Source organism: Sphingobium sp. AP49 (assembly GCF_000281715.2).
Classification (GTDB): Bacteria; Pseudomonadota; Alphaproteobacteria; order Sphingomonadales; family Sphingomonadaceae; genus Sphingobium.
In genome coordinates this window covers 3,137,014-3,149,030 of sequence record NZ_CP124576.1, presented here as the reverse complement: position 1 = coordinate 3,149,030, position 12,017 = coordinate 3,137,014, and the positions used below count along the sequence as shown (strand labels likewise).

Sequence of the window (12,017 nt, the reverse complement as noted above, 5' to 3'; positions counted from 1 at the left end):
CATCGCAGGCCAGCGGGCTATGGGTCTGCCCTCTGAAGGGCAGGGGAAAATAATGAGCATCGCGTTCTATGCTGTCGGAATACTGCTGATCGTCTTCAGCGCCGGAGTGAGTTATGGAGTGCCCGACATCGTCCTTCAGGCAATCTATAGCTCGGCACTGTTTGTAAGCGGCATTGGCCTCATAGCAGCAGGCGCGATCGTCGAGGCGATTAGGAAGTCAAAAGACTAGCTGAACTGCCGGCCCACCTTCGTGGTCCGCTCGCGATAATCCTTGGCGAGATAGGCCTCTGCCTGCCGCACGATCGGGTCAACCGCCACCTTGTTGGCAAAGCGCTGGAATGGGATCAGCACGAAGATGGTGACGGACTGCACCCGCGCAGGACTGCCGTCGCGATTGATATAGCGCTGGTTGCGCAGCCGCTTCTTTGTCGGCACACGGACGCCGATGCCATTGGCGCCGAACATCACATGTTCGGCAACCAGGCGGGACGGCTTTCCATCCTTGCCATGCACATATTCGAGGCGAATGCCGTTGCGGCGTTCCCATTCGCCTGGCGTGATGTTGCGGCTGCGACCCAGCACCCCGGCTTCCGGCGTCGGGATCGCCAGCCATTCGCCCGATGCCTTCTTGTTGATGCCGGGCCTGGTCCAATAGGCCATCGCGCCGACCGAGCGTTTTCCCCCGTTCACATAGACCTGGCCTTCCGGCGAATAGGCCGCGCGGCCCTGCGCCGGATAGGCGTCCGACTTCCAGGCGCGCCACAGCCGGCCCTTGACGGCGCGCTTGGTCTGATCCTCCAGGCGCCGTTCCAGCCATTTGGTGCTGGCATGGATGGAGCGGGTGCCCGCCAGCAACATGGCGGTGATGATGGCGTCACTGCGCCGATCGAGGTCGGCGCGGTCGACGGAGAGTTCAAGGGCTGGCATCGTCTTTCTCGCTCACCATCATTTCCAGCAGGTCAAAGGCATCCATCAATGCCGCCGGCTGCTGGCCATAGCCGCCCGGCCCGGGCAATATCGGTGTGCCACCACCCAGCGCCCCGCCGCGCGCCCGACACCGCAACCATAGGTCGACGGTGAAGAGCGCCCAGGCGGGGAGGGTCAGGCGGGGGTTTTCCCGGTATCGCTCGCCTGCGATGATCCATCCGTCTCCGAAGGTTCGGCCAAAGGCGAAGTCTCTTGGTCGTCGCCGGACTTCAAGGGCGCATCGGAGTTTTTTCGGGCGCTAAGCCCATATTGCCGGTCATAGGCCTCCATGCCGGCGACGCGCAGCAACAGAGGGTCGACTGTGGTCAACGTTGCAGGGTCGATCTGGCCGCTGATGCCACGCACCGGCCGACCCTCGACATTTTCCCAATCCACGCAATAGCGGCAAAAGGCGACCATGGGCAGGATTGCCCGGCGGCGTTCCTCCCGCTCGACCAGCGCCCGATAGGCCGGGAAATGCTGGGCGATCGTCTGTGTCACCTGCTGTAACAGCTGGATTTCGGCAGGGTCGACAAGCTCGCCCTTCACCGACGTTTCAGCAAGCGCGATCAGGTGCGCAGTGTCTTCCCCGGCAAAGGCGCTAATGCCGTCGATCAGCGCGCCATGCTTCTCCCAGGGCCAGATTTCACCGGCATTATAGGCCGGGCCAGATAGTTCGGCCTCCATCAGCTGGCGTTCGATGATGTCGCCCGCACGAATATAGAAGGTTGGCGCACCGGCGGTGCCCTCCAGCCATTTCGGCGTGAAGGGTTCGGCCGCCGATGCGGCGGTGGATGCGATGATGATCGACATGGGCCTTACCAGAAACAGAGGATCGAGTCGCCGTCGCGCGCCTGGGCGTCGCGGCCGGGGCTGAGCAGACGGAAGCGGGTGTCTTCCGACCGCAGCGAACCGCGCGTGGCACTGTCGGCCGCAACCGGCTGCGCCAGTGGCATCGTGATGGCCCAGCGGTTGTAGGCGGCACCAATAGCCCGGATCAGTGCGGAAAATTGGGACATCGCCGCTATATCCGCCTCGACATTGCGCGTAGCGACCAGCGTGGCAAGCGGATCGCATCGCAGTTCGGGCACGCGGCGACCCAACTGCGATGCGCCGAAACCATAGAAGGTGTTGGGGTCTTCCGGGTTTTCCTGGGTCGTGTTTTCAGCGATCGACCAGGACGAAATGGGAAGCTGCTGCCGATTGACCAGAAAGGCGGGATCGACGCCGCTGACACCCATCGCCAAGATCGGGCCGCTATGCAGCGGCACGGCGGCATCTGGCATCGCCGCATCGACCTTGCCGGCATAGATACCGGTGATGCGGAACGTGAAGAAGCCAGATTTGGCAGTGTCGCCGCCCCAATCAGTTAGGCTGACACGGCAGGCTGTATACTTGCGCAGGACGCCGTCTTCATTCAGGTACAGCGTACCGCTGGGCTGATCGGTCAGGCGCGCGGACTGATCCTTCGGGCTGGTCCCGGCATAGGTCCAGTTGGGCAGAATTTCCGCCTGCGTCGCGGTGGTCAGCACCGGGCTGAAACTGTCGGCCAGCGTCGCCACGCGGGCGGCTGTATAGTCGGTGATGAAGGTGGTGCGACCAGCGCCCGGCCCACCTGACAGCTTGACCGGCATCCCGCGATAGGCTTGGGCAGTGGCGGCGAACGCGGCCGCAAGCGTCGCGGTCCCGCCGGCCACGGCAGTGACAGCGGCAGCGGCGACGGCAGCGGTGAACAAGGCTTTTTTGCCCGCCGCGACCAGCAGGGCATGGTGCGGCGGCTTGACGCTGGCGGAATAGGCTGCGTTCGCGCCCTTCATCTTGCAGCGAAAGGTGATTTCGGCGGGCTGACCGATGACGGTCGGCGCACCGGCGACGAACGAGCCGGTCACTTCGGTCGAGTCTTCCGTCGTGAACGGGCTGTTGAACTGCTGCCCTGTGTCGAACGGGAAGGCATCGGCCGCCGTGGGCACGGCGTCGACGCCTTCGGTGGTTTCGATCTTGAACATCGCCACCGCATTGTCGGGGCGGATTACGGGATCACCCATGTCTTGCTCCTATAGGGTTAAGGTTGCCCGCGCCGAGTGGCGAAGGTGATGGTAAAATCCTGGCTAAAGGCGAGGCGGGCGGCACTGGCGAGCGGCGCGACCGCCGTGCGCAAATCGCCTTCCTGAATATCTTCGATTACGACGACGGTCGGGATCAGGCCGATGATGGCGGTGACCGTTGCAGCATGAAGGGTGTTGAGGGCGGTGTGCATGGCGCTGCCGCCAGAGCCTTCGACATAGCCTTCGATCGAAATGGCCATGCCATAGCGGGTCGACCCGGCTTCCCCTTCCAACTGGCCCTGGCCGTCGTCCATGATGTGTAGGGCCGGGAAGGATGCCGGGTCGCTCGACGGCATTCGTTCGATTTCGTTCGCGCCGGTTGCGGCTAGCGCGGCCTCGATCGCGGCAAAGATGGTTTCCCGAGTGCTCATGCTTTCTCTACCGTCAGATCGAAGGCACCGATGTCGTCACGGCGCGCGATGTCGATGACGCTCCAATCGGTGGTGATGCCGGTCATGGGGTCGGTGTGGCGGACGCCGTTACGCTTGGCGGGCGCCTGCGGCAGATCGCCTTGCTGAATTTCAAACCAGACGCGGCGGGCGGTGCTTCCGGCGCCCTGAAAGAGATCGCCGGCAACATCATATTTGGTGCCGGTGATAGTCGCGCCATTCAGCCCGGCACCGGTGTAGGTGATCGGATCGGCGAAAGCCTGATGCAGGTCCGCCGCCGCGTCCGAAAATTCGGTCATTTCGCGGCTACTGCCTCTTCGACAGCGCCGCCGTTGGCGACCAGCGCCTTGGCCCGATCAAGGTCGATCTGATCCTTGGCCTTGCCGACACCGATGCTGGCGCCGGCTTCGCGCCGGGTGCCGCCATTGTCGAGTTCGGCGGTATGAAGCGTGATGCTCTTCATGAAATATGCCCTTCAAACGAGAAGGGCGCCGGTAGCCGTGGCCACCAGCGCCCGCGCTGTCATTGTGCCGAGCGGCCCTGTCAGTCCTTTTTTTCCGGAACCGGCGGGGTGCCCGGCTTGTCCGGCCCTACCGATCCCTGCCTTTCGGCGAGCTTGAGCTGCTCGGACGCAACGTCTTTCACTTCCTCGCCCAGGTCGAAATGCTTGCCATCGATCCCGACGGGGCGCTGCGCGTAGAGCTTTTTCGTGGTCATGATGCTGTTTCCCTTTGGGCCGGACGGGATGCCCGGCCCTCGCTGGAGGATGGATTAGTCGGTCAGGGCATCGCCCATGACGGCGAAGCTTTCCGCGTGGCGGACGGCGATGTCCGCCGACTGGAAGGCTTCGATGCGAACCGACCCGGTGCCCGAAAGAATGTAGGGGTTGACCAGCACGTCGAGGCCGCCCCACATGCCGATCAGCATGTCGGCCCAATTGCCGTAAATGATCGGCGAGCAATTGATGGCCGTGCCCTTGGTCAGGTTCGACGGAACCTGATTGGAGACGGCGGCGCGGTAGCCGTTCATCTCGTTGCCGCGTTCCCAGACCGGATCGCCATTGGTGCCGGCGAACTTCTGGGTCAGCTTCAGCTTGCCGCGAACCTTCGTGTTGGTCAGGTAGCCGAGGCTGCCAAGCTCGGCATTGGCATTGGCGACCGCCGTTTCCAGCTTGACGACATGTTCCCAGGTCGGCGCCGCGCCATTGGCACCACCGATCACCGAACCGATGCCAGTGGTGTTGAGAAGGCCACGCGGCTGATTGGCCGATCCCGAACCATTCACGCCGGCCAGGTCGAGGGCGAGCGCGATCGAGAGCGCAATGTCTTGACGCACGAAGGACTCCACATCGATCGACGACTGCATCAGCAGCTGGCGGGTCATGTCGGTAAAGGCCGCGACGGTTTTGGGCGACAGGGCCACCTGATCGAACGCCTGCTGGCTCTCGGTAGGTGACGCACCTTCGCCGACCCAATAGGCGGTGGCGCCGCCGGTCTGGCGCGGAATGGCCAGATTGCCGTTCAGGTCGCCCAGGATGCGGACGCCCAGGCCAGTCAGCGCCATCGCATTGCGCAACAGCTCGATAAAGCTGCCTGCCAGCAGATCGGTCGCGACCGTGTGGCCGCCGGCAGTGGCGGTGCCAACATTCAGGTCACGGGCCTCACCGTTGATATCGGCGCGCAGAACGTCCAGCGGGATGCGCAGCGCCCCGGCCTTCGCCGAAGCATGGCCACGCTGCAAAGCGGCGGCCGAACATTCCAGTTCGAAACCGGCGGCCCGCTGGGCCTGCGCGTCGGTGGGGTTCGCCAGGGCGTTCATCAGGCGCACGAAGCTGAAGCTGCGCACGTCATTCTCGCCCATGCCGATTAGCGGCGTTTCGGCCGTGCGGATCGGGGTTGCGTTGCCCGCCTGCGCTTCGAAATCGCGAATGAACTGTTCGACCGAACGGCCGTCATTGACCGCAGCGTCGCCCAGCTCGCGACAGTTGAGCCGCGCGGCCATGGCGCGAATATGGTTGGAGCGGTCGCGTTCGGCGGCGGCGATGGCCGCTGCGTCAAGGACAGGGGCGACAGGCTGGGCCGGAACGGCCGAGCGATGTTCGACGGCCGTCTGGGCGGCGGATGCAGCAGCGAGGGCGGCAGGCGCAGCAGCACCACCGCCCGCATTACGGGTGCCAAAGTTCATGTCATCTTCCTCTTTAACAAGGGAACGGGGATCAAAAGCGGGCGGCTCGCCTTCGCGGCCGACGCCAACGGTTGTGTCAGCAGGGATCGAAACCAGACTGATTTCGTATGGCTCCCAATCGGTTACCCGATAGGTCGCATTGTCGCCGTCACGCTGCGCCAACACCATTTCGACGATGCGATAACCCACGCTGACCAGTTTGCGGATGCCGTCTTGGACATCCTGAAAGACCTCTTGCGCGCGGGCCGATCGTCCAAATCGAACCGTCGCGCGGCCTTTCCTGCCTGAAATCCAGGCACGTTCCACAACACCCACCTGGTCGCGGCTATTGTGGTCCATCAGGAGCGCGCCGCCACCGTTCAGCCGGCCAAGGCGGATTGCGGTATCGGCGTGATCCAGAATTTCGGTGCCCCACCAGCGTTCATAAGGCTCTTCGCTGGAGAAGCTCAGTTCGACGGTGCGGGCCTCCACGTCGATCGCTTCGGCCCGCAGGGTGAATTGCATGTCCCGACGCAAGGTCTGGTCGGGTTCGCTGTCCCGCATCTGCGGGCCAGCCATCATCGTTCCCGCCAGCAGGGCGAGGGCAACTTTACTCATGACTGTCTCCTGAAATCAGGCGGCGGCGGATGCCGTGCCCGCATTGCTATTGCCGCCGCCCGCATGTGGCGTCGCCATGCCCCGTTCCTTCTCGCTGTCCAGTTCGGCCCAGACCTCATCAGGGTCGCGGCCGCGCTCGCGGATGATTTCCGCCCGGCTGCGGACCCCCAGCGCGACCGCCTCGCGATCGGCGGCGGCGTCATTCTTGGGATCTACCCAATCCCAACGGCGGCCGAAAAACACCGGCGCGTTGAACTTGTCGAACTTGCTGTAGGGCAGGGCCTTCAGGTCCGGATCATAGATCATCGATACGCCCAGCCAGCGGCCGAAAATGACTTCCTTCGCTTCCGCATAGAAGCCCTGAAGCATCTTCCACATGTCGCGCTCATCCAGGGTGCCGGCGCGAATGGAACTGAAATTCACCTGTGTCAGATCGCCGGTCAGGCTGTGATTGGCGACCAGCAGGCCGGTCGACAGCCGCCGCAAAACGTTGCGGGTGAACGGATCATAGACCTCATTGGGATAGGTCGGGTCATATTCCTTCAGCTCATAGCCGTCGGGAATGACATCGAACGTTCCCGGTTCGGCCGCCGTGACGAAGTCCTGCTGATCGGCATATCCGTCGCCATCGTCTTCCCCCTCACGCTGCATCGGTGGACCAGCCTCAGGGTCTTTCTGCTGGAAAAAGCCCATCTTGGCGGCGCCGACATTCGCCGCGACCAGCGCCGCTTCGTCAAACTGATCCAGATGCTTGGCATCGCGCAGGGCAACATAGGCCCATGGGATGCCGCGCCACTGGTCGATTTCCTCCGGCACGAACAGATGCAGAATTTCGTCGGCGCTGACCCGTTCATAGCGCTGACTGGCGGTGCCGTGCATGTCAGCCGACCCGCTCATGATCCGAAGATGATAGGCCACTGGCTTCATCCAGGCGTCGAACTCCACACCCATGCGGATGCGGTGACCGTTCGCCAGGTCCATATTATGGCCTTCGTCCAGCAGATGGCCGGACAGCAGTTGAAGCTGGAAGCGATGCAGGCCACGGTCGCGGCCTTCCACCATGCGGATCAGCACTTCGCCATCGCGCGCGATCATCGTGATGGCCAGAGCGTCGAATTGCGTTTCGCTCAGCCGTCCCGTCACATCGAAATTGCCGCGTTTGCTCCATTTCTTATAGGCGCGGGCAATGCGCTTGCTGTCCTGCTGGTCCGGCGTTCCGTCGGGGCGGCGGCAGTCGACCTTCAGCGTGAAACCCGCCGGGCCGATGATATGGGTACGAACCAGCGACAGGAATTTGCGGCCATATTCATTATTGCGCCCGAAGTCGCGGCTGCGCGCCCGCATCGGGCGCAAATGGTTCAGCAGCGCCATGTTCACCGTTTCGTCGGTGGTGGTCCACTTGCTGGTCAGGCGATCGGTCACACCGGCCTGAAATCCGCGCCGCGCATATCCGCCGCGCGCAATCCGCTGGCGACGGGGCATGGCCGGGGCCGCACCCTGCGTTGCCGTGTCGCGACCGATCTGGATGCCGAATATCCGCATCACAGGCTGACCAATATGCGGGCCGGGCCACCGCGTCCGCGCTTGCGCTCTTCGGCCGCGACCAGCCCGGCATAGGTTTTGCGCATTTTCACCAGTTCCTCATGGCTGATGCGCTTGATCTGGCGCCCATCGGCCAGGGTGGTTTCCATGTCCGTCTTCGACGCCCGCCCCTCGATCACGGCTTCCAGGGCGTCGAGCGTTTTGCGCGCATGGCTGCGTGTGTCGGCCGCCGATGCTGGGTCAGGCAGAATGTTGATGCTGCCATTTTCGGCGGTGAAACGACCATCTGGGCTTTCAACCTTGACCGACCAGCGCATAACGCCAACGGCCCAATCGGCGGTCACCGACCCGGCAGCAAACAGCAACCATCCCCCGCTGCTGGCTTCCCCGTCGATCGTGACCGCCGACCCGCCACGTTCGGGAACGAAGATGAACGTGGCGCTATAGCCTTCGGATGCCGGATAGGTTGCGGCCAGATCGGCGTGGACCACGCGCAGGCTGTCGCCCGCCACTATGCTCGATGGCATAGACGGCAGGGCGTCGGTCAGACGATTGATCATGATCTAGCGGCTTCCTAGTCGGTTCATCCAACCACCTGATCGGCGCGGAGCGGTTCGGCTCCGCACCGGTTTTGGCGGCGGTGGTGTTGCATTGACCGCCACCGGCTCCGCTGACGGAACCGGGGCGGGATCATTGGCAGCAGGCGCGGGCAGGACGATGACGCCTTGCGCCGGCCAGATGATGCGATAGTCCTTCGGCACCCACCGCATATCAGTGCGGCTCTGCGCAAATGGCGGTTTCAAAATCGCGGCCTCGCCATAGACGAGGATATCCAGCGTTTCATTGCGGGCGCGCAGCTTTTCCCACTTGCCCTTCTTCAGCTCTTCGGCCGTGATTTCGTCTAGATGCTCATCGGTCAGGCCGAATATGCGCTGGTCAGTCCCGTCGACGAACTCGCCGCCGGGAAGATGGATGTAGCCAGGCCCCGGCTTCTGTCGACGCAATTTCGCGTCGATGACATTCTTGATCTTGTGCACGTTCGGCAACCAGAGGCGGGCGCTGTTGCGCTTGGCCCCGCCTTTGACCTTTTGGTCGGCAAATTCGCCCGGCGGCATCAACTTCTTGCCGTCGCGGTTCGACCCGCCCTTCACCAACGTAATCCGCGACTGATGGACGCCTAGCGCTCGGGCCGCATTCCAGAACCATTTGGCGCCTGCCGTTGCCTGATCGCCTTTCCTGTCCGAACCGCCAGTGTCGACAGTGATGGACAGGATCGGCGCATGGCCCACAACGGCACCGCCGTCATCGACCATCGGATATTTCCGATCAAACAGGGGCAGCAGCACTTTCCAATGTTCGGTGTGGATGAAGGGCGAAACCTGCGTCAGCCCGTCGTCCATCACGTCGATCGCAAAGCGATCGATCAGCCAGCGTTCCCCATCCCGACCATAGCCGACCACGCCGCATTCAAACCGGTCATGCTGAACGTCGATGATCAGGTTCAGCACGGTCGGGCCGCGCGGGACCGTCCCCAGGCGCCACCCCATCGTCAACCGCTTGCGCAGATCGGCGGAAACCACCGGCTTTTCGCCGCTCGCCTGCGAGCGATAATTTTTGCCACCTTTCGTGTTGTAGAACGTCCGCAACTTGCTTTCGTCCTGCCGCAGCTCCCATGCCATCAGCGCTTCGCGCCATAGCCGTGCCAGCTTAGGCCAACTGGTCAGCGCCATCAGGCCGTCCACTCGGAACGATCGGCGGCGCTTGCTGGCAGTCGGGTTCGCTGAAACAAAACCTTTAGCAGGCAAATCCGTCAGGCTGTCCAAAACGGCCCGCCGGTCTGACGGCTCCAGCACACATCCAGCCGCGCATGTAACATAGGCGCTGGCCTCGGCTTCGTCGGCCGTACCCTTCCGATCAAAATGAAGATCGGTCAGAATGTCGATTTCCCACCGATCGCCACAATGCGGGCATATAGGCTGCAACCGTTCGTCGGTGCCGCCTTCGACAAATGCCTCTACACCGCCCCCATCTTCGCGCGCAGGCGAAGAAGAAATAAACTTCTTTTCGCGTCCTTCGTGCGAAGTATTGCGGCCTTCCAGCAGGCTTTCGCCGCTGCCCTGACCGCCTTTGTCTTTAGACGATCCGATATCTTCGTCATATTGGTCGTAATCGTCCAACCAGCCATAGCGAACAGGGCGCTGAGTAAACTGAGAAGGGACCGGCCACACCGCTGCCAGCTCCATACCCTGAAACAATTTCAGGTGGACCGTGTCGGCATCGGCGGTCGGCTTCAGTTTCCGCTTCACCGCCGGGGTTTCGTCGATCAGCTTGCGCAAGCGCGTCTTTGAAAAGATGCCCGCCATATTTTGGTCGGGCTGGCAGACCAGCGTGTCCGATGGATCGGTGTCTACGATCCATCCCAGCCAGGCCAAACCTATCTCAGTCCCACCGCACTGGCTGGGCTTTATCATGCCCACTTCGGCGACTTCCGGATCGGACAACGTGTCCATGATTTCGGGTTGCCATGGCAAGGTCGTGGGATCGTATTCGCGATGTTCGATCGCCCACGCACTAACCGTCGTTTTTATATGCGGGCGGACATGGTGCGCCGTGCGGCGCAATATGTCACCGCCGGTTGTCGGGGCGGGTAGGGTCCAGCGCGGAGCCGGTATTGCCGCCATCATCGACAATGCCTTTACCCCAATTCTCCAGTTGGCCGGCGAACCAAGTCTGGTCCGCCGCACGTAGTGTTTCGATCGCGGCGATTTGCTCACGCGACAGGTCAATTTTCTTCGCGAGCCGGGCCGCGAAGGTGCTGGCCCGCTGAGCATAGCGAGCGAGAACATCACCGACCGCCGCCTCTACCTCAGCCGCCGAAACCAGTTCGCGCCGCAGCTGCCCCAGCTTCATGGCCGCTATCTCTTCGTCGATCAGGGCTTTCCGATCAGCGATCGACAGCGCGGGGCCTGCCGGCAAAGACAAACCAAGGTCCATGGCCATCTGGCCAAGCATTTCGCTTTTCTGCCGTTCGGCTTCGGCCTTGTCGTTTTCCTTTGCCCGCCATGCGGCGATGGCCCCGGCAATGTCGATTTCATAGGCATCGCCGTTGGAGCCGCGCTTTTTCAGCCAGTCGCAGTCGCGCTGATCCTTCAGCCACTTGCGCAGCGTCGGTTCAGAGGCGAGGCCAGTGGCCACCAGATCGGCGAGGTTCCCCAGCATCAGCGACCGAAACCCAAAGAAAAACAAAAGCTTGCCGAAAAATTCGGCACGCTGGCAGACCGAACGCCTTCGGCCCCCGTATAGCCTTGCGAGCCGGGGAGGACCCAAAGGGGGGTGGGCGCAATATTCTGTCGCGCCCCACCCGCCCGCGCAATTTCATTGCTGGCATTTGCGACGCGGTCGCAGCCCCGGCGCGACCCATCCCCTATCGCGACGCGGTCGCAAATGACGACGCCCCGCGCTGCATGGGCAGGGCGAGGCGTCGTCAGGTTGGAGAGGTCCGCGCCAGTGCCGCGCCCATAGGCCCGCCACCAGCGTATCCACTGGATAGCAGTTTCGGAGGCAAAGGCGGACAAAGAATATTTCGCAACCATCACATTCTACCCCTTGCGCCGTCTCTATGCGCGCATTTCTGCGGTGTTCAGCACTTGGCAAATCGCATTGATGGCGCGCGAGTATCGCTTGCGCAGACCCTCCGCGCCCGTCCGAAGGCCCATCGGCCGCAGCAGCGCGCGGAACGGCACCCGCTTGCGCCCTGCTGCCAGCGCCGTGACGCCCAGCACAACCAACCGCCGATCGCGATCAGGCGCGTGGCGCAGCCATGCCGTCGCCTCATCACGCCGCCGCATCTGTTCGCGCGACAAGGGCAGCTTCGGCACCCGAACATCGGGCCGCCGATCCAAGTCCCAATCCCAGGTGCGATCCTCGCCGATCAGGTGCCACGGCCCATCCGAAGCGAACGGCCAGCCCGCGCCCTCGACATGCCACCACAGCCGCATCGCCTCGACCAGACGCTCTTCCACGTCCGCGAATGACCAGAACTGTGACCCTTCCATGGCCGGAACCTTCATTGCTCAACCCTTCCGACTATAAATTTATGTATAATCAATGACTTAATTTCTAATCTGGAAGCATTGGAAGGATTGGAATGATTTATGAATATTATAGCTCGCACATGCGCCCGCGCCCGCCCGCACATACGAAGGAAACATTCGGCCAACCCTTCCAACCCTTC

Annotated in this window: 14 protein-coding genes; 1 reads left to right on the top strand and 13 read right to left on the bottom strand. The window is 62.7% G+C overall.

Features of this window, described 5'->3' with window-relative positions:
* The first annotated feature begins 52 nt into the window (after positions 1-52).
* Entirely contained in the window at positions 53-229 is a 177-nt protein-coding gene (locus PMI04_RS15060; RefSeq protein WP_007713393.1) for a hypothetical protein, read from the top strand.
* On the opposite strand, the gene PMI04_RS15055 is transcribed toward PMI04_RS15060, so the two are convergent.
* The 13 genes from PMI04_RS15055 to PMI04_RS14995 all read right to left on the bottom strand — a co-directional run bounded on the left by PMI04_RS15055 (position 226) and on the right by PMI04_RS14995 (position 11,853).
* On the bottom strand, positions 226-927 hold the full coding sequence (locus tag PMI04_RS15055; RefSeq protein ID WP_007713391.1) for a DUF6441 family protein: 702 nt from the start codon (positions 925-927) through the stop codon (positions 226-228). The two genes, PMI04_RS15060 and PMI04_RS15055, sit on opposite strands and share 4 nt — an antisense overlap.
* Before the next feature lie 174 nt (positions 928-1,101).
* Positions 1,102-1,779: a hypothetical protein gene (locus tag PMI04_RS15050; RefSeq protein ID WP_007713389.1), complete on the bottom strand. Its 678-nt coding sequence runs from the start codon at positions 1,777-1,779 to the stop codon at positions 1,102-1,104.
* 5 nt (positions 1,780-1,784) lie between these two features.
* On the bottom strand, positions 1,785-3,011 hold the full coding sequence (locus PMI04_RS15045) for a hypothetical protein (protein ID WP_007713387.1): 1,227 nt from the start codon (positions 3,009-3,011) through the stop codon (positions 1,785-1,787).
* Between the two features lie 17 nt (positions 3,012-3,028).
* Positions 3,029-3,442 (bottom strand): hypothetical protein, encoded by a 414-nt coding sequence (locus PMI04_RS15040; RefSeq protein WP_007713384.1) that lies wholly within the window; start codon positions 3,440-3,442, stop codon positions 3,029-3,031.
* Positions 3,439-3,759, bottom strand: coding sequence for a hypothetical protein (locus PMI04_RS15035; RefSeq protein ID WP_007713382.1), 321 nt, complete (start codon positions 3,757-3,759; stop codon positions 3,439-3,441). The genes PMI04_RS15040 and PMI04_RS15035 overlap by 4 nt, the downstream gene beginning before the upstream one ends.
* Positions 3,756-3,923 (bottom strand): hypothetical protein, encoded by a 168-nt coding sequence (locus tag PMI04_RS15030; protein ID WP_007713379.1) that lies wholly within the window; start codon positions 3,921-3,923, stop codon positions 3,756-3,758. Before PMI04_RS15030 ends, PMI04_RS15035 begins: the two co-directional genes overlap by 4 nt.
* An 80-nt stretch (positions 3,924-4,003) precedes the next feature.
* On the bottom strand, positions 4,004-4,177 hold the full coding sequence (locus PMI04_RS15025) for a hypothetical protein (RefSeq protein ID WP_007713377.1): 174 nt from the start codon (positions 4,175-4,177) through the stop codon (positions 4,004-4,006).
* 54 nt (positions 4,178-4,231) lie between these two features.
* Positions 4,232-6,241 (bottom strand): phage major capsid protein, encoded by a 2,010-nt coding sequence (locus PMI04_RS15020; protein WP_007713375.1) that lies wholly within the window; start codon positions 6,239-6,241, stop codon positions 4,232-4,234.
* A 15-nt stretch (positions 6,242-6,256) separates the two neighbouring features.
* On the bottom strand, positions 6,257-7,783 hold the full coding sequence (locus tag PMI04_RS15015) for a phage portal protein (protein ID WP_007713373.1): 1,527 nt from the start codon (positions 7,781-7,783) through the stop codon (positions 6,257-6,259).
* On the bottom strand, positions 7,783-8,343 hold the full coding sequence (locus tag PMI04_RS15010) for a hypothetical protein (RefSeq protein ID WP_007713372.1): 561 nt from the start codon (positions 8,341-8,343) through the stop codon (positions 7,783-7,785). Before PMI04_RS15010 ends, PMI04_RS15015 begins: the two co-directional genes overlap by 1 nt.
* Positions 8,344-8,346: 3 nt before the next feature.
* On the bottom strand, positions 8,347-10,467 hold the full coding sequence (locus PMI04_RS15005) for a terminase gpA endonuclease subunit (protein WP_007713371.1): 2,121 nt from the start codon (positions 10,465-10,467) through the stop codon (positions 8,347-8,349).
* On the bottom strand, positions 10,409-11,002 hold the full coding sequence (locus PMI04_RS15000) for a hypothetical protein (RefSeq protein WP_007713370.1): 594 nt from the start codon (positions 11,000-11,002) through the stop codon (positions 10,409-10,411). The genes PMI04_RS15005 and PMI04_RS15000 overlap by 59 nt, the downstream gene beginning before the upstream one ends.
* A gap of 398 nt (positions 11,003-11,400) precedes the next feature.
* Positions 11,401-11,853, bottom strand: coding sequence for a hypothetical protein (locus tag PMI04_RS14995; protein WP_007713369.1), 453 nt, complete (start codon positions 11,851-11,853; stop codon positions 11,401-11,403).
* Positions 11,854-12,017: the final 164 nt, after the last annotated feature.